Raw genomic sequence first — 25,217 nt, 5'->3', positions numbered from 1 at the left:
GATTAGAGTACTTCGTTATATTGATGTGCACCGAGATAAATTCGTTTTTCAATTGCTGTAGTTAAGAAAGGATTGCTATTTTGAATGCACACTTTTAATGACTATAAAATCTTGTTTAATGATCTCGATTGCACGCTTTACGATTGCTGCACTCCTTGCTTGAAGTCCAACCACGCGGCTTAGACTGAGTCCAGATAAAATGTATTTTTGCCCATAACTAAAACATCATCAAATGATGATGTCATATGGAAAGGCTTCCGTTTATTTGTTATTGTATGAAATAGAACAAGATACAGGATAACCATCATTAAAATGACTTGCATCTAAATTAAAAAGATAACCATAGCGGATGATATGCTGAGCCGTTGCGGAAGAACTATTTTTTCCATATTTATTAATTCTACTTGCCAACTCATTAATCACAGTCGGTACACGGTGATCTATATTTCGCCAAACATCTTTGCAGGCATTAAAAGCATCAGTTTTTGATTGTTCATAACTTTGATTATCTCGTATTTCAACAAGAAAATTACTCCAATTTTCTGAGTCTATATTTCTCGTAATTTTAATACTATACCAGTTCTCATAGGTCTTAAATTTACTATCAGAAGGGATATGCTTAGATAAAAGTCTTAGCTCTGTCGCATTGCTGTTATAGCTTGCTTGCGCATTTGGAAAACTGCTAATGACAACTTGAACAAGTTGAAGGAAATCAAGCTGGGCTGGTGGGTCAGATTTAGCATGGTGCTTTTTTACATAAGGAATGATGGTGGCTTTTGATGGCTCAACACTAGGTTCATCTTGTTTATTACAAGCTGCTAATAATATCACGCTTAATAATAATAGTTTTTTCATTTTATCCTTCAAATAACCAGAGTATGGTTTTAACAATACTAGTTACGAATAAAATTGGGGGTTAGGACGTGAAAGAGGGTTGTTACGGAGTCATTTAAGCAAATCGAGGATAAAGTATCATGCCGATGATTGAAGCGATACTCCGTCTCTTTAAGATGCAAATAAAACATCTTCTTGTCAATTCCATTAAACTTGCTGAGCCATTTTTTCGCATAGCCCGAAAAGGATTCTATACCGTTAATATGACGTTCTCTACAGGCAAATTCAATGCCACTGTGATTTACTTTGAAGCTGTCAAAGATCCATAAAAATTAGTCGCGGCTAATAAGTTAGGTGGTTCAACCACAGTTTGCCCAGTCAATACACAATAGGCGGACATTAAAGAGAGCGGATCAGACTGATCCGTTTCAACAAAATTTAGAGTTAAATCACAAATTGTTTTGGTGTTTTTAGGTTTTGAATAACGTTGAAAATTTCATCTAGACTTTGACAAATAATCACTTTGGCACGATGTTGCGGAGGTAAAAAACCTTCTTCTACCGCATGATCCAGTTGTGCAATCAGTGCATCATAGAAATGATTAACGTTATAAATGATGATCGGTTTTTGGTGCTGATTGAGTTGTCCCCAAGTCGCTATTTCTAAAATCTCTTCAAAAGTACCTAAACCACCAGGTAAAGCAATAAAAGCACTGGCACGTTCAGCCATTAAAGCTTTACGCTCATGCATGGTTTGGACGACATGCAACTCCGTTAATTTATTGTGCGCAATTTCGTAGTCCAACATAAATTCAGGAATCACACCGACAACTTCACCGCTATGTTCCAATACAGTATCTGCAACTTGTCCCATTAAACCAATACTGGCACCGCCATAGACGATTCCAAAACCTTGGTTGGCAATATGTTGTGCTAATTCAATCGCTTTCTCACGATAAATGGGTTTGTTGCCTGTACGAGAACCGCAATATAAAGCAATCAGAGATTGAGTGGTTTTTCTGGGAGTAGAAGAAATGGTTTTTTTATCTGTCATTCTAAATACGCTATTCATTTGGTTTATTTTCACCTTATCATTTTCATTGTGCTTGTCTAGGCTAAATGACTTTTATGACAGTTTAATGCACACTTTACATACAATGTGCTTTTACAAACTTTAGAAAGAATTTGAAAACATCACCCACATAAAATAGATGAATTTCGATGAAATCTTGCCTATACTGAAAATCCTTTTATTAATTTATGTCCCTCTATGAGTAGTGGTTGTTGTCGCTCCGCTTTGATCTTATTTCCTAAAAAAAATGTTTTGGCTGTTTGTGCCGATCTTTTAAATGTTCAATTTAATAACGATATTGCTGATTTTGCAGAGGAGTCATTTTAATGATGTTCGAATGGATGTCTGACCCTTCTGCATGGGTAGGTTTAGCAACGTTAGTGGTACTAGAAATTGTACTGGGTATTGATAACCTTGTTTTTATTGCAATTTTAGCAGAAAAGCTCCCGCCAGAACAACGTGATACTGCTCGTAGAGTTGGTTTGATTCTCGCTTTATTAATGCGTTTGGGATTACTCGCTGCCATTGCATGGGTGGTAACGCTGACTGAACCATTATTTTATGTGTTCGATCATGCTTTCTCTGGACGAGACCTGATTCTATTATTCGGTGGTGTGTTCTTATTATTTAAGGGAACCATGGAGCTGCATGAACGAATTGAGGGTCATCAAACGCATAAAGAAGAAAATCCTGTACATGCGACTTTCTGGATGGTTATTGTTCAGATTGTCGTTTTGGATGCAGTTTTCTCTTTAGATAGTGTGATTACTGCGGTTGGTATGGTGAAGCACCAAAGTGTCATGATGCTCGCCATGATTATTGCTGTAGGTATTATGCTGTTGGCAGCAAAACCTCTCATGGACTTCGTCAATAAGCATCCAACAGTGGTCATTCTGTGTCTTGGCTTCTTGATGATGATTGGTTTCTCATTGGTGGTTGAAGGCTTTGGTTTCCATATTCCGAAAGGCTACTTATACGCTGCGATTGGTTTCTCTGTATTAGTTGAAATGGTCAACCAGACCATGCGTCGTAATCAAGAGAAATTAGTCACGACGACAGATCTACGTTACCGTACCGCATCAGCAGTATTGCGTATGCTTGGAAACAAAGGTAATGGCAGTTCAGAAGGGCAAAATAAAGAAGTGGGTGATGTTCTCGCAACTCAAGCCTATGCCAACGAAGTGTTTGATGAAGACAACGGTGTTTACCACAGTGTACTCGTACAAGGGGTTTTAGGATTATCTGAACGACCTGTAAAGTCGGTAATGACACCACGTCCTGAATTAGAATGGTTAGACCTAGACGCTGATCCAGCAGAATTGAAAGAACGTTTAATGGCAATGACCCATTCGCGGTTGATTATTGCGCGTGGTGAGTTAGATAATATTGAAGGTATTGTATTAACTCATAAAGTACTCAATGAATACATTGAAACTGGATCAATTGATTTCAGCAAACACCTACGTGAACCCGTTATTGTGCATGAAAATGCGCAAGTCTTGATGGTGATGGAACAATTACGTCAAGCACCATTGCAGTTGGCAATTGTACTGAATGAATATGGTTCAATTGAAGGAATTGCCACACCGATTGATGTGTTAGAAGCTATCGCAGGTGAATTCCCTGACGAAGATGAATTGGAAGCTGTGGCTGCCAGTTTGGATGATGGTTCAATGTTATTAGAAGGTTCAACTGACATTCGCCATGTATCACTGTTATTAGGTAAAGATCTGGTTGATGAAAGTGAAGAGTATTCAACTTTATCTGGTTATGTGTTATTCCATTTAGGTCGTTTACCTGAAAATGGGGAAATGGTCGAAGCTGATGGCTATCGCTTTGAAGTTGTGACAATGGATGGGCACAAGATTGAAAAAGTGCGTATTATTGCCAAAGAAAAGTTAGCCGATAAATAATTAAATTTGTTCTAGATAGCCTCTGAGTTTTACTATCGTGATTGCGGTAGTTTTGCTCAAGGCTATTTTTATTTGAGTATTGAAATGACATCGACGGACAATTGCCCATGTGGAAATGGGCTATATGTAACATGCTGCCAGCCTTTGCATTTGAAACAACAATTTGCTCAAAATGCAGAGCAATTAATGCGTTCGCGTTACAGTGCTTTTGCTTTACAACAGATTGATTATATTTTGCAAACCACCGCTTTGGGGCAGCAAGCTGCTTTGGATCGAGATGCAATTGCAGATTGGAGTCAATCCAATCAGTGGCTAAAATTAGAAGTCGTGCAGCACCAGCCAAAACTAGATAAAACCCATGCCTTGGTAGAGTTCAAAGCGCATTACTGTGATAAAAATCAGGGTAACAAACAGGCGCATATTCATCATGAAATTTCACATTTTGTTTTGCATCAACAACACTGGTACTTTCTTGATCCAACCTTGGATATGCAAATCACCATGAAACAGTCCTGTATTTGTGGTTCAGGGAAAAAATTTAAACAATGTTGTGCACAATTCATCTAAGTTTGCCTTAAAATAGCGCACACTTTGATGCCTGATTTAGGGATGTCGGCAGATGTTACTGACCGTGATTTATATTATTGCCATTACTGCGGAAGCAATGACGGGAGCGTTATCTGCGGGACGACGGAGTATGGATTGGTTCGGGGTAACGTTGATTGCCTGTGTAACCGCATTGGGCGGTGGTTCAGTTCGAGACGTGTTATTAGGACATTATCCTTTAACTTGGGTGAAGCATCCTGAGTATTTGGTTCTGACGTGTTGTGCTGCATTTGTCACGATTATTATTGCAAAATGGATGCGTCATTTACGCAGTGTATTCTTATTACTCGATGCCATGGGCTTAATTGGTTTTACGATTATTGGCTGTCAAATTGCATTGTCGATGGGTCATGGTTTTGTGGTTTCTGCGGTTGCGGGTGTTTTAACAGGGGTATCAGGGGGTATTTTGCGTGATATTCTTTGTAATGATGTACCTTTAGTGTTCCGCCGTGAATTGTATGCCAGTATTTCCTTTGTTGCAGTAATCTGCTATTGGGTCTGTTTGGAAATTGGATTGCAGCACGATCTTACCGTGATTTTCACCTTAGTATTTGGTTTTACTTTACGTGTAATTGCCATTTATTTTGGTTTGGAAATGCCGAAATTTATTTATAAAGAGGATGATGCTGAGTCTGCTTCTTCAATAGATGAGCATTGAAATGAATAATGATGTGCTTAAACAATTAAGACAGCAGATCAAGACTTTTAGTGATTCTGTTAGTCAAAATAAAAGTAAGAGTGCTTTTTCTACAATTATTTGTATAGATTAGTTACTTATGTTCGAAGCGTCATAATTTGACGCTTCGATCTTTATCCTTGTACTTTTATAAATTTAAGCACTTTATACTTTAAAAAAAGATATAGGGTAGATAGATAAATGTCTAAAAATTTAGAAGTCAAAATAATTTCACCTAATCACCCTGAATTTAAGGATTTATTGGAGGAAGGGAAACTTGGATTGGGGAACAATCCAATAGAGTGTGTACTTCGTAATATTTCTTATCCAGATGTGAAAAAAGTGCGAGAAAAGACCTATTTATCCCAAGAGGAGTTCGCTGCACGTTTACATATAGATCTGAAAAAGCTTCAAAATTGGGAAAGTCGGGAGCGATCTCCAACGGGTTCAGTGTTGCTTTTACTTCGTATCTTAGATATTCAACCTGAATTAATTTTTAAGTGATCATATTTTATAGAAAAGAGAACAATAGTGAACCATTTGACATTTAAAAGCTTAATGAAATTAATTGAAAATAGTCCTTTAGATGAAAATAGTAGAGTTAAGTATGTTCGCCATAAGGATAAGAAACGATTCTTAGAGCTTTCTGAACATATCGTTCCTAATATTTCAGAGTTAGAGGATTATCAAAGTGAACAGCGTAAAGATGTATTTAAAAATTTAGATTACATTATTTCTTTTATTGGTTTTGACGGTCGCAAGTCCTTATTTTGGGGAGTATTTAAAGTCCACAGTGGGAGATATAACCCAGAGAAAGATCAGTATGAGTATGATCTTGAAGAAATGCCTCAATTTAATGCGCTAAAATTTAGATTAGTTATTGATTGGGGTGATGCAGAAAGATCATGGCATCAACATTATCATAATACGGATAAAAAAGTAATAGAGTTATATTCTGATCAACCTATGGAAAAGTTTCCAGGATATGAACATATCCATTTGTCATGGAATCAGTTGAAATATGTCATTGATAAGGAATCATGGAAAATCGCTTTACAGAATCAAAAAGCTGTTTATCTCATTACCGACATTTCTAATGGAAAAATGTATGTAGGGTCGGCATATGGTGAAAATATGCTTTTAAATAGATGGCAAAATTATATCAAAAGTGGGCATGGTGGAAATATTCAGTTAGAAAAACTGAGTCGAGAATATATTGAAAATAACTTTAAATTTTCTATTTTAGACATTTTTAAATCAACAACTGATGATCAAGTCATATTAAATCGAGAAAGTTGGTGGAAGAATACATTACTTACGAGAACATTTGGTTATAACGCTAATTAATTAAAAGAATGGTGAGTATCAAAGCGGTACTCATCATAGGAAATGATGGATCAAGTTATCCCTATACAAAGACACCATTTGACGTTTAAACAACAACAAGGGGTTGTCACAAGGCATTCATCCACATAGCATACAAAACATTGACGATAACAATGATTTTGGATGACTTGCTGAAATGACCAGCCTTGCACACCATGCAACCGAAAACCGCTCCGTAGCCGAATTCACAGAACAAGCTTACTTAAATTATGCCATGTACGTGATTATGGATCGTGCACTGCCGCATATCAGCGATGGTTTAAAACCTGTACAACGTCGTATTGTCTATGCAATGAGTGAGCTGGGTTTAAAATCGACTGGCAAGCCCAAGAAATCAGCCCGTACCGTTGGTGATGTACTCGGTAAATATCATCCGCATGGTGACTTAGCCTGTTATGAAGCCATGGTGTTAATGGCACAGCCATTCAGCTACCGTTATCCATTGATTGAAGGTCAAGGCAACTGGGGTTCACCTGATGACCCTAAGTCATTTGCTGCAATGCGTTATACCGAAGCCAAACTGTCTGCTTATAGTGAATTATTACTGAGCGAACTTGGACAGGGTACTAGTGAATGGCAAGATAACTTTGATGGTTCGATGAAAGAACCGATTACTTTGCCTGCACGTATTCCCAATATTCTACTGAACGGTACTACGGGTATTGCGGTAGGGATGGCAACCGATATTCCACCGCATAACTTACGTGAAGTGGTCAAAGGCACGATTGCACTGATTCGAAATCCTGAAACCACTGATGAAAAATTAGCAGAATATATTCCAGCCCCCGATTTACCGACCAAAGCTGAAATCATTACACCACCAGAAGAATTACTAAAAATCCAAACCACAGGGCGTGGTAGCTATCGTGCGCGTGCAGTGTATACGGTCGAAAAAAATGAGATTGTGATTACTGAACTACCTTATCAAGTTTCAGGTTCAAAAGTCGTCACGCAAATTGCGGATCAGATGATTGCGAAAAAGTTACCTTTGGTGGCAGATATTCGTGATGAATCAGATCATAAAAATCCAACACGCTTAGTCATTGTATTACGTTCTAATCGTGTAGATGCTGAAACTGTGATGAGCCATTTATTTGCAACCACTGATTTAGAATCAAGCTATCGTGTCAATCTAAACATGATTGGTGCAGATGGTCGTCCGCAAGTCAAATCGATTCGCCGTATTTTGTTGGAATGGATTGAGATCCGTAAGCAAACCGTAACGCGCCGTTTGCAATACCATTTAACTAAAATCGAAAAGCGTTTGCACATTTTGGCAGGTCTTTTAATTGCTTATTTAGATATTGATACTGTAATTCGGATTATTCGTGAAGAAGATCAGCCAAAACCTGTTTTGATACAGCACTTTGCGATAGATGATATTCAGGCTGAAGCGATTTTGGAGCTCAAGCTTCGTCATTTGGCTAAACTTGAAGAAATGGAAATCCGCCGTGAACAAGAAGAACTGGAAGCAAAAGCTGCCATTATTCGCGAGCAACTTGCAAATCCTGAATCATTGAAGAATTTAATTATTGGTGAGTTAAAAGAAGACGCGAAAAAGTTTGGCGATGATCGCCGTTCACCGATTGTTACTCGTGCAGATGCGGTACAAATCAAAGAACAAGATTTAATGCCTGCGGAAACGGTAACTGTGGTCTTATCAGAAGCAGGTTGGGTGAGAGCTGCCAAAGGTGGTGATGTTGATGCAGCAAATCTAAATTTCCGTGCAGGTGATCAATATTTGAGTCATGCAGTCGGAAAAACCAATCAACGTGTCTACTTTTTAGATGAAACAGGGCGGAGTTATGCGCTGCCGATTAGTAGTCTCCCTTCTGCACGTGGCTTAGGCGAGCCATTGAGTTCGAAACTTGCACCAGCTAGCGGCGTGTCATTTATTCAAGTATTTGTTGATGAAGACAGTAATGAGTTACTTGCTGTCAGTTCAAATGGATATGGATTTAAAACGCAAGCGGCGCAGTTAGATACGAATGCTAAAGCAGGTAAAGCCTTTTTGACAGTCGCAGATCAGGCAACAGCTTTACCTTTATTGCCAATTCAACAAGCCACACATGTTGCAATCCTGAGTTCATCAGGGCGGTTATTGATTATTGATTTAGCTGAATTACCGATTCTAAATAAAGGAAAAGGTAACAAGTTGATACAACTTGATGAAAAAGAGCAAATTTTATCCATGACAACACTTAGTTTAGATGAAATAATCCAAGTCGCTGCAGGACAACAACACCTTAAACTGAAAGGGGATGATCTCCAAAAATATATAGGAAAAAGAGCAACAAAGGGGCAACTTTTACCACGGGGATATCAAAAAGCAAATAGACTCCTCATTCAGAGATAAGGCTAGTATTCTGTGATAAAAATACGTTATATATGACAAGGTATTCATATTATTTGAATAGATTGACAGGGCAATTTCAAAAGTTAAAAAAAAGTTTTGTCATGGAAAGTAACGTCGTTACATTTTTAAGGATTACTACTCGGAGATAATGGCATTATGGAAAAGATTTGGTTTGCAGAATACCAAAAGACAGGAATTCCAGAAACAGTTGCGCTGCCTGCTGAAAACACCTCACTTGTTGATATTTTTGAACGCAATTTCCAAAAATTTGGTTCACGTGATGCCTTTATCTTCATGGATAAAGTTTTAACGTACAATGAATTAGAAGTCGCTAGTCGTAAGTTTGCGACTTATTTACAAGGCCTTGGTTTGGCTAAAGGGACACGCGTTGCGGTGATGATGCCGAACGTATTTCAATATCCAGTAGTTGCTCTCGGCGTATTCCGTGCAGGCTTAGTATTGGTCAATGTAAACCCGCTTTATACTTCACGTGAGCTTGAGCATCAGTTAAATGACTCAGGTGCAGAAGCCCTTGTAATCATCGAAAACTTTGCTAGTGTTTATCAAAGTATTATTGGTAAAACACCAGTGAAGCATGTTGTGGTTGCTTCTGTCGGTGACATGCTCGGTACACTGAAAGGTACGATTGTAAACTTCGTTTTACGCAAAGTACGTAAACAAATTCCAGCATGGAATATTCCTGGCCACGTTAAATTTAATGCAGCGCTAGGTAAAGCGAATCCAAGCAATTATAAACGTCCAAGTTTGACCTTAAGCGATACTGCTGTACTGCAATATACAGGTGGTACGACAGGTGTTTCTAAAGGTGCTGAGTTGACACACCGTAACTTGGTTTCTAACCTATTACAATGTGATGGTATTTTCTCAAGTAAGTTTGGCACAGGTGACGGTTCTAAAGATGATCGTATCGTGTGTGCGTTACCGCTTTATCATATCTTTGCATTCATGGTGTGCGCGCTTTACGGTATGTATAAAGGTCAAGCCAATATTTTGATTCCGAACCCACGTGACCTACCAGCAGTCGTTGGTGAATTACGTAAATATCAACCTTCTTTCTTCCCAGCAGTAAACACCTTGTTTAATGCCTTAGTGAATAACGAAGAATTCAAACAGCTTGACCATAGCAAATTGAAGATGGCAATGGGTGGTGGTATGGCTGTATTGCCATCTACGGCTGCTGCTTGGCAGAAAGTAACAGGTACGATCATTATCGAAGGTTATGGTTTATCTGAAACATCGCCAGTGGCGACAGCAAACCCGCCTGCAACAACAGAGTTTAGTGGTACGATTGGTATCCCATTACCATTAACTGAAGTTGCTTTACTTGATGATGATGGTAATGAAGTGGCACTTGGTGAGCAGGGTGAAATTTCGATTCGTGGCCCACAGGTAATGAAAGGCTATTGGAATCGTCCTGATGAAACTGAGAAAGTCATGACCAAAGACGGTTTCTTCCGTACGGGTGATGTTGGTGTCATGGATTCACGCGGTTATTTCAAAATTGTAGACCGTAAAAAAGATATGATCTTGGTTTCAGGCTTTAATGTTTACCCAAGTGAAATTGAAGAAGTGATTGCGAAGCATCCAAAAGTATTGGAAGTTGCTGCGATTGGTGTGCCAGATGAAAAATCAGGTGAAGTGCCTAAACTATTCATCGTGAAAAAAGATCCTTCATTAACAACTGAAGAAATTATTGCTTATGCAAAACAAAACTTAACAGGCTATAAATGCCCACGTTATGTTGAGTTTATGGATGATCTACCAAAATCTAACGTAGGTAAGATCTTACGTAAAGATTTACGTAAACCAGCTTAATAATTCCACTTAGCCTCCGTTTAAAAGGGAGCTATTGGAAATAAAAAAACGCCACAATAGTGGCGTTTTTTTATTTGGGCTTATCGAGTATTATTTGATTTCATCAACCAACGATCAATATAAGGCCGTCCAATCCCAACAATGCCGACAAATACAAGCATGGTCGCAAGTTGAAAACGTAACCGAATTTGGTCAATTCCATTAAAGCTGAAGTAATTGTCCGCAAAAACGTAGAGAACAACTATCGTTAGCCAATGCCAAAGTGTGAGCCTTTTAATTCCAACTGCATAAAATGCAAGTGTGAGAATAGCGAAAGTCCCTAAAGTTGATTGCCAATTGAGGTTTGCACAAATCACGCTGAGTAGAAATGCGATGATGGGCAACACTACTTTGAGAACGCGGTCAACTAAAAGCTGATGCTGTCGTTGTTGAGCAAGAACATCAAACAATTTGTTTTGATCTTGAGCTGGCATAACATGACCTTGAGATTGAATCAAAGAAAACTACTTTTAAAACTAGCAAAATATATAAAAGCAGTGCTTGTTGAACAAGCACAAATGAAAGTTTGATAAATTATAAGTTATGATAGCATGATCACAAGAACTTCAAATGATGGATATCAGCATGCAAGGTATTAGCGGCATTATATTGATTCTTATCGTTGCGTGTTTATTGCCATATGTTTTTACCTTAATTGCAAAAGCAAAAGGTGGCTTCCAAGCAAAGGATAATCAGAATCCGCGTGATTTTTTGGCGAAAACGACAGGTCTAGCTGCAAGAGCCAATGCAGTACAACAGAATAGTTTTGAAAGTTTACCCTTATTTATCGCTGCAATTTTAATGGCTGAATATATGGTTGTGCCTGAGAAATTTATTCTGAGCTTAGGCTGGGCGTATATTATATTTCGCATTATTTATGGCATCTGTTATTTAGCGAATCTAGCTACTTTACGTTCGATTATTTGGTTTTTTTCAATATTTTGTCCAATTTTACTGTTTGTGATTACGATTAAACTGACCTAAATCGATGTTGAGTATAAAATTCATTAACGCTCAGCATATCTAGCATCATTTTTATGGTATTCACGCTATAATCTGTCGGATTTACATCTAAGTTCACAAGATAAACGAGTGTTGATATGAGTTATAGCAATATTCCTGCGGGTAAAGACGCACCAAATGACATCTATGTCATCATTGAGATTCCTGCAAATGCAGCGCCAATCAAATACGAAATCGATAAAGATTCTGATGCGTTATTTGTAGACCGTTTTATGGGTACAGCAATGTTCTACCCAGCTAACTATGGTTATGTACCAAATACATTATCTGAAGATGGCGACCCATTAGACGTATTGGTTGTAACTCCACATCCTGTTGCTGCGGGTTCAGTCATCCGTTGCCGCCCAGTGGGTAAATTAAAAATGGAAGATGATGGTGGTATCGATGCGAAACTCATCGCAGTTCCACATGAGAAGTTATCTCCTCTCTATAAAGATGTGAAAGAATATACAGATCTTCCACCTTTATTGATTAGCCAAATTGAGCACTTCTTTGCTCACTATAAAGATTTAGAGCCAGGTAAATGGGTAAAAATCAGCGGGTGGGAAGGTGCTGACGTTGCAAAAGCTGAAGTATTGAAAGCAATCGAAGCTGCTAAGCAGTAATTTTCTGAGTAGATTCAGCTAGATTTTATGATTTAAAGTCTAGCTGATAAAAAACCTCCATTCAATTGGATGGAGGTTTTTTTATGACTTAAATAAAGCTGTGAATTAGAACAGTTTCACAGGAATATCAAGGAACAAACGCCATTCATTGGTTGAGCCAATGACATTGCTGACATATTGACCAGAAACATTATTATAGGTATCACTTGAACGTAAGTAAGAATAGCGAACACGTAGGCTTGCATCTTTCAATGCACCTGTTTGAACTGTATATTTGACTTGGTTAAAGAACTCATGTTCTTCGGCTTGGTCAATGATTTTTGAGCGATCTGTTATTTTAGCGATATCAATATCCCAACCATAAACAAATGCAGTTGTCCAGTTTAGACCAGGTAAACCGTGATTTTTGAAGTTGTAGTTATATTGTAGCCCGACAGATTTTTCATCATTACCATTAAAGTCACCTAAATAGGAATTAGGGACATAGATACTTTGTAAACCATCAGCATTATAGCCATAGTCATACCCAGTATTACCTGTGTTATCTTGATAAGAAAGCATGACATTATGTACATCTTTGCCATAGCCCACTGAAACAGCCCAAATCGAGTTTTTACGGTTTGCTAGATCATCTGTGGTATGTGAATCAGTGAGCGCATCTTTATCCCATTTTGTATGATAACCCATGGCATCAAGTGTTAAGGTACTCTTATCTTTTAAGCTTTGGGTAAAGTTTACATTAGCATAATGACGTTCTAACTTATCTTGAACGTCTAAGCCATAATACGATGAATTGAGTTGATCATTAAATTTATATTTAGCACCCCAAACTACTGCACGATCAAGTCCTTGACCTGTCACATCTTTATCGGTGTTAATTTGGTTTGACATTTGGTTTTTTGTGAACTTACCTGCAACCACATTTAGATTTGGAATTTCATTACTTTCAACGAAAACACCTGTGTAATACTCAGGTACTAAACGGGCTTGATTACTTGCCATGACAGGAAGTGTTGACACCTGTGTACCATAAGTCACGGTTGTGTTGGAAATACGTGCTTTCACATTGGCACCACCACGAGCCCAATGATCATAAGCAAATCCACGATCATCTACAGGAATCATTTGATTACCCGTATTATTATTCGCACCAAGCTTAAAAGATGTATCACCTACTACGCCAACACCAAAGCCAACAATACCCTTTGTAAAGCCTGATTGAAGATCAAAAATGGCAGTTTGAGCAGTTGAGCTTGTGTCATTTGTTAAACCGTCTTTTTTATCACGATTTAAAAAGCCTGTGCGGAACAATACTGAACCATTTGCATCCTCAACAAAACCTTTAGCTTCGCTTTGTTCGCTTGCATATGTTGAGGAGATCAATGCGGCATTAATCAAAACCGCTAATGTTAGTTTCTTTGCCTTTGGCATAGGTAGCCTCATAATAAATAAGATCAATTTCGGTCAGAATCGAAATTTTGACCAATTGTATAAGTTATACATAAAAAAGATAGATTTTTATTAAAATATTTTAATTAAATTTACACAAAATTAGGATAAGATTTTTTGTTTTTATTATTGTATAAAAAATAGATAAATTAAAATTAAATAATTGTTTTTTAATTAAAAAATATAATATTATTCCTGTAATTAAAATTGATTATTTTTTGATATTTTCTTTTTAAAATATGTGATTATATTTATATTTTCTTTTTAAATTTAATGATTTATTTTGTAATTGATTAAAAAATGATTGAGTTGATTTGCAAAAAATAACATCCCGATGAGTGGTAAGATTTTTGTATCAAAAAGCGCTCGTTTTTTAGAAGTTGCACTTATGTTGTGCGAATTTTCCTCGCTTTGTAAGCCAAAACTGTAAATGTTTAACAATGATCGATTGTTGAGCAGTGTTGTTGCATTATTTTTGTGCGGTTTAATTACTAATCTTATTTTTTGCTTAAAAATGGATCAAAAAATCCAGTTTAAAACGCTTAAATAGCCCTTTTTTATTCTCTTTATATATTTCATGACAAAGATATGACATCAAACCTAGGTTTTATAGTGCTTTAAAGAAGTTGGCATAGCATTTGCTATTCATATAATGATGCAACTTAAAACATAAATTCAGTCGAATATCCATCATGGGGGAGATCAATATGATGAAATTTGCATGTAAGGCGATCGCGTTAAGTATTTTTGCTGTGACTTCGACTTTTGCTATGGCAGAAGATAAACCTTCATTATATGGTATTACTGCATCGGGCAATGTTTCAGCTGTAACAGATTATCGTTTTCGTGGTGTGACACAATCTTCGAATAATCCTGCGATTCAAGGTGGATTTACATTTTCACATACGTCGGGTGCGTATTTAGCACTTTGGGGTTCAAGTGTAGATTTCGGTATTCCTGGTGTTTCAACTGAAACTGACGCTACATTAGGTTTTACTAATAGTTTTGCCTTAACAGATAAAATTAAACCAACCTACGATGTAGGTGTAATTCATTATGGATATATAGGTTCTAAATCTAATGCTGTAAATGGATATAATGGTAAGAAAGGTTTAGCTTTTACAGAAGTATTTGGTAAGCTGACTTTCCCTGAAACATTATTAGCAGGTGATGCTCTAAGTGTAGGCGTGAATTATTCACCTGATTACTGGGGCAGAACGGATGATTTTTGGTATTTTAACTTAGGTTACTCAGCACCAATTTCAAGCACAGGTTTAACAGGTTTAGCATCTGTAGGGTATAATAAATTAAAAAATAAAGACGCTTTAAGTGTTGTTGCTGGTGGTCCTGGAAAAGATGATAATTATATCGACTATAAAGTTGGTGTAAATTATAACTTCTTAGGTATCCTCGCTGAAGTTGATGTTGTTGGAACAAATGTAAGTACTTCAGGTATGAGCGATAATGCTAAAAAACCTTATGATACAGGTGTTTTATTTAGTTTGACTAAAACATTCTAATTTAAAAAATATTTATGAACATTTAAAAAGCCAGCGTATATGCTGGCTTTTTTTATTTATTCTTAGAAAAGCAAAGCGAAAACTTTATATTTAGAATAGGTGCTAATTATGTGCGCCTCTATATTTAAAGATGCATTTTATTATCGCACTCTTATCGTGGGAGATTGATTGATTAATAGAATAATAAAATAATTTTTTTAAAAATGATTATAATCAACAGTTTATACTTAATTTTAACTTAGTTCTTACTTTTGGCACAGCATTTGCAAATTTCATCATGATGCAATTTAGAACATAAATCAGTTGAATATCTAAATCATGGGGGAAATCAATATGATGAAATTTGCATGCAAAGCTACAGTTCTAGCGATGGTGTTTACAGCATCAACTTTAAGTTTGGCTGAAGACACAAAGCTACCATTTCCAGGAACGATTACAGGCAATGTAAACGTAGTATCTAGTTATAATCTACGTGGTATGACAAATTCACCTGAAAGTGATACACCTGCAGTACAAGGTGGACTTGATTATACGCATGATAGTGGATTGTATTTGGGATATTGGTTTTCGACCTTAACTGCTGCATATGCAGATTTAAATACCTCACCGACTTATGTAAACGAAGATAAGAAGTCATTTGAAAATGATTTATATGTTGGTTATAAAGGTAAGATTACAGATGATCTTGGTTATCAAATTGGCGGTACGGTTTATTACTATTATCCAGGTTGGGAATCAACAGGATATGAAACCATTGTCGGCTTAAGTTATAAAGATTTGAGTATTACAGCCCAAACTTTATTAAATAATGTCACTTTTGGAAATAAAGGTGATACTTATTTCCTAGCAACCTACGCACCAAAATTAGCTGGTGGTTTTACGGGTAAAGCTCAATTAGCAGCCTATTATTATGGTGATGATGATGAGTATTTAGCTTACCAAGCTAAAGCAGGAGATGTCACCAAAACTGATTTTGCTTTCCGTCACGCAACTCTTGGATTGTCACATCCTTTAGGAAATACTGGTGCAACTTGGAGCCTAGATTATATCTTTGGTGGCTATACTCGTGATGAAACAAAGCAAAAAAATAAAGTTGTTTTGGGTTTAGGTTACGCTTTTTAAAGACATTTTATTTAATAAAAAGGTTGAGCAATATCTCAGCCTTTTTATATGGGTTTGATTATTTGGAGAAAGTAAACCTTTCTCCAAAATCATTTTCAATACTTATTAAATTGTATTCTTTGCCATTTTCTATTTTTCGATAACCTCTTAGAAATACATCTGTTCCTACACCCCAGCATCTTTTCTTATCACTCACCATCACTGCTCCTTGAGGGTATACTTGTTGGACGGGACCATCAAATATGAATCCATGTGGAATATATAGTGCTTTGTGAACTTCTTGCTTGGTTACTTCCATAAAAAATGGATTATTTTCATCAATAATTTTAGTATCCCTTAATACACTGGATGCACGTTTATTATAAAAATCAATAATGTTCAATTCTTGTTTGGCGTATGCTAAAAGCGTCTTAATACTTTGTAAGTTCAAATTTTTATTTTGTCCTAAGAGAGCATGATATTTTTCAAATAACAACGATGCTTGTGATGTAGTAATGTCATTAATAATAATACAGTCTTCACCATTACCGAGAGCTGCTTGCCATGCAGAGTCAACCCCATTATAAAAAACAATACCTCTCCCTTGCTTAATTTGTTGACCTGAGTAACGACTTTGCGATGGAAAAATCAGTGCTTCGCCGCCATGTAATAAGGCAGGAACAAAAACAATAAAACGTTTCGTACGATTGACGACTTTTATTCCATGTTTAATGTCGCTAGGTTTTAGTTTTAATAAAGGCAATTTTTGATTCATGTAATTTTCTATCTAGCCTCGATAAGACAAGGCTTCTGTTAAATGGGTTGTTAAAATGATATCGCTTTCGGCCAAGTCGGCGATGGTTCGTGCAACACGAAGTACACGATGATAGGCGCGTGCTGAGAGATTAAGTCGCTGTTGAGCCATTTCGATGATTTTGGCTGAATTTTCATCTAATTGAGCATATTGTTCTAGCAAATTTGGAGAAAGTGCCTGATTCAAACATTGCTGTCTTAACATTTGTTTATCATAAGCTTTCATCACGCGTTGCCGCACAATTGTAGAACTTTCTGTCGGACTTTGATCTTGTAGTTCTTTGGTCTGCAAAGGTGGCACATCAATATGTAAATCAATACGATCTAGTAATGGACCTGAGATACGATTTTGATAGCGTTGAATATTTTCTGCTGAGCACTGGCAGCGACTATCTTGGTTAAATGCGTAACCACAAGGACATGGATTCATTGCTGCAATAAATTGAAAATTCGCTGGGAATGTCATTTGTCTTGCCGCACGGGAGATGACGATCTCTTTCGACTCTAGAGGTTGTCTGAGAACTTCCAAAACTTTGCGGTCAAATTCAGGTAATTCGTCTAAAAATAATACGCCTAAATGTGCAAGTGTAATTTCGCCTGGTTTAGGTTGTGAACCGCCTCCAACTAATGCAATCGCTGACGCAGTATGGTGTGGTGCGCGGAAGGGGCGTTGTCCAAAAGTATGTTGAGCATTTGCAACCGAATAAATACTTGCGACTTCTAAATTTTCTTGGGCATTGAGTGGTGGCAAAATAGAAGGTAGCCGAGAAGCCAGTAATGTTTTACCTGTACCAGGTGGACCTTTGAAAAGTAAAGAATGTCCGCCCGCTGCTGCTATTTCTAGTGCACGACGGGGACGTAATTGACCTTTGACATCTGCAAGATCAAATTGATACTGAGTAGTGTTTAAATTTTCTTGTTTGGGTGCAGTTGATAAATGAGAAGTGCCCAAAAAGTGTGCACATACATCTTGTAAATGATTGGCAGCATAAACTTCAAACTGCGGAAGTTGATTGGCTTCTTCTAGATTATTAGTAGGAACCAATAAGCGGTGTTGGGCTTGTTGGCAAGCCATCGCAATTGGCAATATTCCAGTAACAGGGCGTAAATGTCCATCTAATGCAAGTTCACCAATAAATTCAAAGCCGTCAGTACAATTTTCAGGAAGTTGACCTGAAGCAATTAAAATTCCTAGTGCGATCGGTAAATCTAGGCGGGAGCCATCTTTAGGAAGATCTGCAGGTGCTAAATTAATCGTTAAACGTTTGGTTGGAAACAAGAAACCACTGTTGATAATTGCTGATCGAACACGATCTTTACTTTCCCTTACAGCGGCTTCTGCTAAACCTACAATGGTTAAGGAGGGGAGTCCTGAACTGATATGAACTTCAACTTCGATTTGAGGGGCATGTAAACCTAATAAACCCCTCGTGTAAATTTTTGCGAAAGACATTTTATTATTGTTCCATCATGGTGCTTTATTTTTAATCATTTTTGTTGATTTGTGCGCTAAACTGGTGCTTATTTTTGATCTTGCACCATTTTTTCTAGAGTGCTCATTTGCTGTTGTAACGCAGCGAGGCGTTGGTTTGCCAAATTTAGCGCTATTTTCTGGCGCTCCAGCTCTTGTTTAGAGACTAAATCTAATTTTTCGACGCTTTCATTGAGCAAAGCACGTAAATTTTTTTCTAAATCTTTTTTAGGTTGATCAACTTGTTCAAGAATGGCTTGTAAAAGAGTTTCAATCATGAAGCACTCAATAGGTTATATGTATTTGTAGGCAAGTGTACCATTGCTTGTAGTAATCCCATAGCCCTGTTCAACGCATTGATGTCACCGATATCTAAATTCAGTTAAACAGGAGCAAATGAAACTTATTTTCGATTGAATATCTACATCTTGACGTCCAAATAGGTTATAAAGAAAGCTCTTGCTGATGGTTTGAAAATCCCCAACCTTTAAATATTGGCATGAAAATTGAACATAAAACCTTACTGGTGAAAATAAGCCGAAGGAAAACACACATGAAGCTTGTAACTGCAATTGTAAAACCATTCAAACTCGATGATGTGCGTGAAGCACTCTCTGATATTGGTGTTCAAGGGATTACCGTAACTGAAGTAAAAGGTTTTGGTCGTCAAAAAGGTCATACTGAACTGTATCGTGGTGCAGAGTATGTCGTTGATTTTCTACCGAAAGTAAAGATTGAAATTGCGATTAGCGATGAAATGGTCGATGCGGTTATTGAATCTATCACTCGTGTCGCAAGCACTGGAAAAATTGGTGACGGTAAAATCTTTGTCACGAATTTGGAGCAAGTCATCCGTATTCGTACTGGTGAAACTGGACCAGATGCTGTCTAAATTGGCACAAAGTTTGCTGAGTTAGAACTAAGAGAAATAGCTCACAAAATAAGGTTGGGGGACACGAATGAAAAAAATGCTTATGGCGCTCAGTCTATCTGGCGCACTCTTAGGTGGTTCAGCGATGGTTTGGGCAGAAGATGCTGCATTAACACCCGTTGCTGAACAAACTGTAGCAGCGTCTGATACGGTGGCTGCATCAACTGTGACTGTCGCAGCAGAAGCTCCTGCTCCTGTAGAAGCTGCTCCAGCTCCTGCACCAGTTGCAAAAGTTGATACAGGCGATACAGCTTGGATTCTCGTTTCAACAGCACTGGTTCTGTTGATGACTATTCCTGGTTTGGCTTTATTCTATGGTGGTATGGTTCGTAAGAAAAACGTACTCAGCACCATGATGTTTAGCCTTTCTGCGGCGATTTTAGTCAGCTTGATTTGGGTCATTGCGGGTTATTCACTTGCATTCTCTGGGTCAGGTGCTTACGTTGGTGATTTTGCGAAGGTCATGTTAAATGGCGTGGCATTTGATGCCTTAAGTGGAACTATTCCAGAAAGCTTGTTTGTTATTTTCCAAATGACATTTGCCATCATCACTGTTGCAATTATTAGCGGCTCGATTGCTGATCGTATGAAATATTCAGCATTCATGGCGTTTATTGCAGTTTGGATCGTCTTGGTTTATGCACCAATTACTCACTGGGTTTGGGCTGCTGATGGTTGGTTATTCAAAGCTGGTGCTTTAGATTTTGCAGGCGGTACAGTTGTACATATCAACGCAGGTGTAGCTGGTTTAGTAGCTGCATACATGTTGGGTAAACGTGCTGGTCTAGGTCGCGAATCAATGGCACCGCACAACCTTACTCTGACTGTGATTGGCGCAAGCTTAATTTGGGTAGGTTGGTTTGGCTTTAACGGTGGTAGTGCTTTAGGTGCTGGTGCTCGTGCAAGTATGGCAATTCTTGTAACTCAAGTTGCTGCTGCTGCCGCTGCATTCTCTTGGTTGATTGTTGAACGTCTCGTTCGTGGTAAGGCTTCAGTACTTGGTGGTGCATCAGGAGCGGTTGCTGGTTTGGTTGTAATCACTCCTGCTGCTGGTTTTGTTGGTGTAGGTGGTGCATTAATCATGGGCTTAATCGGTGGTGTAGTGTGCTTCTGGGGTATTACAGCACTTAAACGTCTCCTTAAAGCAGATGATGCATTGGATGCTTTCGGTCTACACGCAGTTGGTGGTATCGTTGGTGCGGTTCTTACGGGTGTGTTCTACAGTAATGAAATCATTAAAGCTGCTAACGTTGCGCTTGCTCCAACATTTGCAGGTCAATTATGGGTGCAAGTTGAAGGTGTACTCGCAACGATGGTATATAGCGCAGTAGTGACTTTCATTATCCTTAAAGTGATTGATCTTGTGATTGGTATCCGCGTAAGTGCTGATGATGAGCGCATGGGTCTTGACCTTAGCCAACATGGCGAACGTATCGAATAATTCATTATTCTTTGAAGTTTAAAAAACAGCCGAATAAGGCTGTTTTTTTATGCCTTTCGTGTGCTAGTTCTGCAATTGCAGAAACTTTGCTACACTTAAGCAAAGTGAGTAAATAATCGCACAATTATGCATTGTCCATTTTGTAACGCTGCTGATAGTAAAGTCATCGACTCTCGCCTTGCGGCTGAGGGTTGTCAAATCCGTCGTCGTCGAGAATGCACGATTTGTTGTGAAAGGTTTACCACCTTTGAAAGTTATGAAATGGTAATGCCGCGGGTCATTAAATCTGATTCAAAAAGCGAACCATTTGACGAAGCAAAATTGCGCCGCTCATTGATGCATGCTTTACAGAAACGCCCAGTAACCCAAGAGCAAATTGAAACGGTTTTAAGTGATATACAATCACAAATTCGACGTTTAGGTGAGCGAGATGTAAAGTCTAGAACAATTGGTGAGATTGTAATGCAGGCTTTATTCGCACTTGATCATGTAGCCTATGTTCGTTTTGCCTCTGTTTATCAAGATTTCCAAGATGTTGAAGCATTTCGTCGTCAGATTGAGCAAATGCAACAACGTGAAAATGAAGCATAAGTTAGAGAAATCATGTCTGAGTTCACGCAAAATCATTTATCCCAAGATCAATATTGGATGCAGCAAGCAATTGAGTTGGCTCGACTAGGGCAATATTCAACCAAGCCGAATCCTAATGTGGGTTGCGTTATTGTCAAAGATGGGCAGTTGATTGGAGAGGGCTATCACCCTAAAGCGGGTCAACCTCACGCAGAAGTTTTTGCACTTCGCCAAGCGGGCGAACATGCTAAAGGTGCGACAGCTTACGTGACTTTGGAACCATGCGCACATTATGGTAGAACGCCGCCTTGTGCAGAAGCATTGGTTAAAGCTCAGGTGAAGAAAGTCGTGGTCGCTTGTTCTGACCCCAACCCATTAGTCGCGGGAAAAGGCGTTCAAATTTTACAAGCAGCGGGTATTGAAGTTGAAACAGGAATTTGTGTAGAAACTGCAAAAACGCTCAATTTGGGCTTTTTAAAAGCGATGTCTACGGGTTCGCCGTATGTGCGTTTGAAAATTGCATCAAGTTTAGATGGACGTACTGCAATGGCTTCAGGAGAATCAAAATGGATTACTGGAGCAATCGCTAGACAAGATGTACAACATTGGCGTGCAATTTCGGGTGCTGTGATTACTGGTATTCAAACCGTTTTAGCCGATGATTGTGAGCTGAATGTACGTGAATTGGACGGTATTGAGCTAAGTACCGTGGTTCAGCCGAAGCGTATTGTATTGGATCGCCAAGGACAGTTACCACTTTCAGCGAAGATTTTGAAAAATCCTGAAACAGTGATGGTGATGACACCATTTCGTCAAGAACTTGCTGATTTAGGCGTGATACAATTGGCGCCGCAACCCTTAAGTCACTTATTGCAGACCTTAACTCAACAGCATCAAATTTATGATGTGTTGGTTGAAGCAGGCGCAACTTTATCAACGGCTTTTTTACAGCAGGGTTTAGTTGATGAAATGATCAGTTATGTTGCACCGACTTTACTTGGTCAATCTGCTCGTGCAATGTTTAATGCTGAATTTAGTACAATGGCAGAACAATTGCGTTTTGATTTAGTCGATGTAACCCAACTTGGGCAAGATATTCGCCTAAGATTGCTCCCTATCCAAGAGATGATATGAATCCAGAACCATCGGTTTATCACAAGCGTCGTCATGCAGCACGTACGACTGACGAATATCTTTTTCATCAGCTAGTACCTTATTTAGGCAATAAGCGTCGACTGCTTCATCTCATTTTGGAAGCACTTGAGATTACGGGCACACTGAATAGTAAAAAAAAGAATCCACCGATTTTTGCTGATTTCTTTGCAGGGAGTGGCGTGGTCTCACGTTTAGCACGTCAAAACGGCTATCGTGTCATTGCAAATGACTGGGAACCGTATAGCCATGCATTGAACAATGCGATTTTAGCCTGTGTTGATGCACCCGCATTTAAAGAGTTAGGTGGCTATCAAAAAGCGATCGACTATTTGAATCGATTGCCAGAAGTCAAAGGCTGGGTGACACATAATCTTTGTCCACGTAATGATGATGTGTATGATCCTGCTCGTGACCGTTTGTTTTTCAAACGCCGCAATGGGATGCGTATTGATGCAATTCGTCAACAGATCGCAACTTGGCAAGCACAAGGTGCAATCAATGATGTGGAAATGAGTGCTCTATTGGCACCACTTTTATATTCGGCAAGTTTTGTGAGTAATACCAGTGGTGTATTTAAGAGCTTTCATCAGGGTTGGGGCGGTCGAACTCAAACAGCGCTAGAAAGAATCGAGTCATTAATATGGCTTACACCGAGCCGTTTCTGTGAGATTGGTGATCCCAAACGTCCTGCGGCGGAAATGTGGTGTGTCGATGCACAGCATTTAGCCAACCAAATGAGTGGTTTCGAAGTCGATGTTGCCTATCTTGATCCACCTTATAATCAGCATGCCTACAGCAGTAACTACCATGTTTTAAATGCTCTGACTTTATGGGATCAAGTGGATTTACCATCACCTGATACCAAAGGCTTTAAGAGTGGAATTGATCGAGCATGGCGTAAAGAACGCCCAAGTCCTTATAACTCTTCTAAGTATGCGAAAGAAGCTTATGAAAAGTTATTGGAAACCATTAATGCTCGCTATATTTTGACTAGTTATTCGACTGATGGAAATATTGAGCCTAAAGATTTGCTTACTGCTAATTTAAAGCGCGGCAAAGTGACTTTGTTAACTCAAGATGTACCGCGTTATCGAGTGAGCAAACAGCGTCAATCAGAACGTGCACGTGTTCTTGAGTTTATTGTGATTACGGATACCCATGCGAAGTCTGGCCCTCCATTACGACAACTTTTAGGGCAGTTATATCATTTTGCTGAGTTGGGTGGTGTTGATACGACAGGCAATAGTACTCAGCTTGCACTTTGGTAAATTCAAGTAGACACCATTTTTGGATAAAGTGGTGTCTATTCACAATTTTCTATTTTTTTCACTTTCTTGCTAATACATATAATTTTATAAAATAAATGATTGTTTTTACATGAATTGTCATTGAATTTAAATAAGTCTTTCTGAATAACCATTTATCTTTAAATTAATTAAAAACAATTACTTATATATTTTGTTGTGTGACTTAATCTTTTTTATTTACAAAAAATATTTGGTGGTGTTCTAAAAAGTATGCTCATAAGAAAAGGAGGCAAGGAGGAACAATTCAGCTATATTTAAATGTGTGAAAATCGAAATAGAACTTCATTGTCCTCGATGCCAGAGTACAAGTATAAAGAAGAATGGCATTAAATACGATGGTAAGCAAAACTATCGTTGTAAAGAATGTAATAGGCAGTTTGTGGGTGACCATAATTTGACGTATTTAGGCTGTCATTCAAAAGCGGTCAAATTGATTTTGCTTATGCTTGTGCGATGTTGTGGCATTCGGGATATTGCAAAGATTACGAGGTTTAGTATTGGCAAGATACTTAAAACGCTTACACAATCAAATCATGAAATAATTCCTCAAAGAACTCATTATAAATGCTTGGAAGTTGATGAATTTTGGACATTTGTAGGCAACAAGAAAGATAAGCATTGGCTACAGTACGTCTATGATAGAAGTAGCGGAGAAATAGTGGCTTTTGTATGGGGAGGAAGAGATGCTCATACAGCACAAAGGCTAAAAAACCGTTTAGAAGAACTGGGCATTACTTATGATTGTATATCGAGTGATCATTGGGAAAGTTTCATCAAAATTTTTAAGCCGGACCAAGAAGGGAAATATTATACAGTCGGGATAGAAGGAAACAACTGCCGATTAAGACACCGCATAAGGCGAGCAGTAAGAAGAACATGCTGTTTTTCGAAGAAGGTATTGAATCATGTAAAAGCTTTTAATCTTGGATTCTTTTACATTAACCACAGTTTTGTATAGTGATGTTAAAATGATCAGCATACATTTTGAAACACCACCAAATATTTTACTATTTGGTTGAAAAACTATCAGAAGAATATTGATCATTTTCGAAAATGAATATATTTTGCCGAGCTTTATTTCAGGTCATGCCTATACGCAGCACTGACCAAGAGA

Annotated in this window: 24 protein-coding genes and 1 pseudogene; 17 read left to right on the top strand and 8 right to left on the bottom strand. The window is 38.1% G+C overall.

The window, feature by feature from the left end:
- Positions 1–261 precede the first annotated feature (261 nt).
- The 3 genes and pseudogenes from ACN19N_RS14655 to ACN19N_RS14645 form a co-directional block, all read right to left on the bottom strand.
- Positions 262–855 carry a hypothetical protein gene (locus tag ACN19N_RS14655; RefSeq protein WP_269238897.1) on the bottom strand — a complete coding sequence of 198 codons (594 nt, stop codon included), beginning with the start codon at positions 853–855 and terminating at the stop codon, positions 262–264.
- Positions 856–897: 42 nt separating this feature from the next.
- Positions 898–1,133: pseudogene (locus ACN19N_RS14650) on the bottom strand (hypothetical protein); the annotation flags it as partial.
- A 145-nt stretch (positions 1,134–1,278) separates the two neighbouring features.
- Positions 1,279–1,905 carry a TIGR00730 family Rossman fold protein gene (locus ACN19N_RS14645; RefSeq protein ID WP_420001644.1) on the bottom strand — a complete coding sequence of 209 codons (627 nt, stop codon included), beginning with the start codon at positions 1,903–1,905 and terminating at the stop codon, positions 1,279–1,281.
- Between the two features lie 326 nt (positions 1,906–2,231).
- On the opposite strand from ACN19N_RS14645, the gene ACN19N_RS14640 reads away from it, so the two are divergent.
- The 7 genes from ACN19N_RS14640 to ACN19N_RS14610 all read left to right on the top strand — a co-directional run bounded on the left by ACN19N_RS14640 (position 2,232) and on the right by ACN19N_RS14610 (position 10,678).
- A complete protein-coding gene (locus ACN19N_RS14640; RefSeq protein WP_269229074.1) occupies positions 2,232–3,818 on the top strand; it encodes a TerC family protein in 1,587 nt (528 codons plus the stop codon).
- 84 nt (positions 3,819–3,902) lie between these two features.
- Positions 3,903–4,385: a YchJ family protein gene (locus tag ACN19N_RS14635; RefSeq protein WP_420001643.1), complete on the top strand. Its 483-nt coding sequence runs from the start codon at positions 3,903–3,905 to the stop codon at positions 4,383–4,385.
- A gap of 52 nt (positions 4,386–4,437) precedes the next feature.
- Positions 4,438–5,082 carry a trimeric intracellular cation channel family protein gene (locus ACN19N_RS14630; protein ID WP_420001642.1) on the top strand — a complete coding sequence of 215 codons (645 nt, stop codon included), beginning with the start codon at positions 4,438–4,440 and terminating at the stop codon, positions 5,080–5,082.
- 219 nt (positions 5,083–5,301) lie between these two features.
- Positions 5,302–5,604, top strand: a complete 303-nt coding sequence (locus ACN19N_RS14625) for a helix-turn-helix domain-containing protein (protein ID WP_420001641.1) — start codon at positions 5,302–5,304, stop codon at positions 5,602–5,604.
- A gap of 54 nt (positions 5,605–5,658) precedes the next feature.
- Entirely contained in the window at positions 5,659–6,447 is a 789-nt protein-coding gene (locus tag ACN19N_RS14620; protein WP_420002400.1) for a GIY-YIG nuclease family protein, read from the top strand.
- A 175-nt stretch (positions 6,448–6,622) separates the two neighbouring features.
- Positions 6,623–8,842 carry a DNA topoisomerase IV subunit A gene (gene parC, locus ACN19N_RS14615; RefSeq protein WP_269229071.1) on the top strand — a complete coding sequence of 740 codons (2,220 nt, stop codon included), beginning with the start codon at positions 6,623–6,625 and terminating at the stop codon, positions 8,840–8,842.
- A 156-nt stretch (positions 8,843–8,998) separates the two neighbouring features.
- Positions 8,999–10,678, top strand: a complete 1,680-nt coding sequence (locus ACN19N_RS14610) for a long-chain-fatty-acid--CoA ligase (protein ID WP_004659466.1) — start codon at positions 8,999–9,001, stop codon at positions 10,676–10,678.
- Positions 10,679–10,758: 80 nt separating this feature from the next.
- Here the strand turns inward: ACN19N_RS14610 and ACN19N_RS14605 are convergent, their stop codons facing one another.
- Complete coding sequence (locus tag ACN19N_RS14605; RefSeq protein WP_420002399.1) at positions 10,759–11,151, bottom strand: hypothetical protein; 393 nt, start codon at positions 11,149–11,151, stop codon at positions 10,759–10,761.
- A 151-nt stretch (positions 11,152–11,302) separates the two neighbouring features.
- Here ACN19N_RS14605 and ACN19N_RS14600 point away from each other — a divergent pair, with 151 nt between their 5' ends.
- Complete coding sequence (locus ACN19N_RS14600) at positions 11,303–11,701, top strand: MAPEG family protein (protein ID WP_087536524.1); 399 nt, start codon at positions 11,303–11,305, stop codon at positions 11,699–11,701.
- Between the two features lie 116 nt (positions 11,702–11,817).
- Positions 11,818–12,345 carry an inorganic diphosphatase gene (gene ppa / locus ACN19N_RS14595; protein WP_420001640.1) on the top strand — a complete coding sequence of 176 codons (528 nt, stop codon included), beginning with the start codon at positions 11,818–11,820 and terminating at the stop codon, positions 12,343–12,345.
- 105 nt (positions 12,346–12,450) lie between these two features.
- Here ppa and ACN19N_RS14590 read toward each other — a convergent pair whose 3' ends face one another.
- A complete protein-coding gene (locus ACN19N_RS14590; protein WP_420001639.1) occupies positions 12,451–13,776 on the bottom strand; it encodes an OprD family outer membrane porin in 1,326 nt (441 codons plus the stop codon).
- A 725-nt stretch (positions 13,777–14,501) separates the two neighbouring features.
- On the opposite strand from ACN19N_RS14590, the gene ACN19N_RS14585 reads away from it, so the two are divergent.
- Both ACN19N_RS14585 and ACN19N_RS14580 read left to right on the top strand, forming a co-directional pair.
- Positions 14,502–15,314 (top strand): TorF family putative porin, encoded by an 813-nt coding sequence (locus ACN19N_RS14585; protein WP_420001638.1) that lies wholly within the window; start codon positions 14,502–14,504, stop codon positions 15,312–15,314.
- A 333-nt stretch (positions 15,315–15,647) separates the two neighbouring features.
- Positions 15,648–16,436: a TorF family putative porin gene (locus ACN19N_RS14580; RefSeq protein WP_420001637.1), complete on the top strand. Its 789-nt coding sequence runs from the start codon at positions 15,648–15,650 to the stop codon at positions 16,434–16,436.
- 58 nt (positions 16,437–16,494) lie between these two features.
- On the opposite strand, the gene ACN19N_RS14575 is transcribed toward ACN19N_RS14580, so the two are convergent.
- The 3 genes from ACN19N_RS14575 to ACN19N_RS14565 form a co-directional block, all read right to left on the bottom strand.
- Positions 16,495–17,190 (bottom strand): hypothetical protein, encoded by a 696-nt coding sequence (locus ACN19N_RS14575; protein ID WP_420001636.1) that lies wholly within the window; start codon positions 17,188–17,190, stop codon positions 16,495–16,497.
- Between the two features lie 12 nt (positions 17,191–17,202).
- Complete coding sequence (locus tag ACN19N_RS14570; protein WP_269238908.1) at positions 17,203–18,681, bottom strand: YifB family Mg chelatase-like AAA ATPase; 1,479 nt, start codon at positions 18,679–18,681, stop codon at positions 17,203–17,205.
- Between the two features lie 68 nt (positions 18,682–18,749).
- Positions 18,750–18,977 carry an accessory factor UbiK family protein gene (locus ACN19N_RS14565; RefSeq protein ID WP_087536529.1) on the bottom strand — a complete coding sequence of 76 codons (228 nt, stop codon included), beginning with the start codon at positions 18,975–18,977 and terminating at the stop codon, positions 18,750–18,752.
- Positions 18,978–19,252: 275 nt separating this feature from the next.
- Here ACN19N_RS14565 and glnK point away from each other — a divergent pair, with 275 nt between their 5' ends.
- The 6 genes from glnK to ACN19N_RS14535 all read left to right on the top strand — a co-directional run bounded on the left by glnK (position 19,253) and on the right by ACN19N_RS14535 (position 25,061).
- The gene (gene glnK / locus ACN19N_RS14560; RefSeq protein WP_000780326.1) at positions 19,253–19,591 is read left to right on the top strand and encodes a P-II family nitrogen regulator; all 339 of its coding nucleotides are present in this window, start codon (positions 19,253–19,255) and stop codon (positions 19,589–19,591) included.
- A 67-nt stretch (positions 19,592–19,658) separates the two neighbouring features.
- Positions 19,659–21,071: an ammonium transporter gene (locus ACN19N_RS14555; protein WP_420001635.1), complete on the top strand. Its 1,413-nt coding sequence runs from the start codon at positions 19,659–19,661 to the stop codon at positions 21,069–21,071.
- 126 nt (positions 21,072–21,197) lie between these two features.
- Positions 21,198–21,662 (top strand): transcriptional regulator NrdR, encoded by a 465-nt coding sequence (nrdR, locus tag ACN19N_RS14550; protein WP_269229062.1) that lies wholly within the window; start codon positions 21,198–21,200, stop codon positions 21,660–21,662.
- Between the two features lie 12 nt (positions 21,663–21,674).
- Positions 21,675–22,775: a bifunctional diaminohydroxyphosphoribosylaminopyrimidine deaminase/5-amino-6-(5-phosphoribosylamino)uracil reductase RibD gene (ribD, locus tag ACN19N_RS14545; protein ID WP_420001634.1), complete on the top strand. Its 1,101-nt coding sequence runs from the start codon at positions 21,675–21,677 to the stop codon at positions 22,773–22,775.
- Positions 22,772–24,064 carry a DNA adenine methylase gene (locus ACN19N_RS14540; protein ID WP_004659442.1) on the top strand — a complete coding sequence of 431 codons (1,293 nt, stop codon included), beginning with the start codon at positions 22,772–22,774 and terminating at the stop codon, positions 24,062–24,064. The genes ribD and ACN19N_RS14540 overlap by 4 nt, the downstream gene beginning before the upstream one ends.
- 301 nt (positions 24,065–24,365) lie before the next feature.
- Positions 24,366–25,061, top strand: coding sequence for an IS1 family transposase (locus ACN19N_RS14535; protein WP_269228301.1), 696 nt, complete (start codon positions 24,366–24,368; stop codon positions 25,059–25,061).
- The last annotated feature ends 156 nt before the right edge of the window (positions 25,062–25,217 follow it).

Source organism: Acinetobacter sp. LF10, assembly GCF_048585715.1.
In the GTDB taxonomy this organism is placed as follows: Bacteria; Pseudomonadota; Gammaproteobacteria; order Pseudomonadales; family Moraxellaceae; genus Acinetobacter.
The sequence above is the reverse complement of the archived record's forward strand: the minus strand, read 5'-3'. Positions and strand labels throughout refer to the sequence as shown.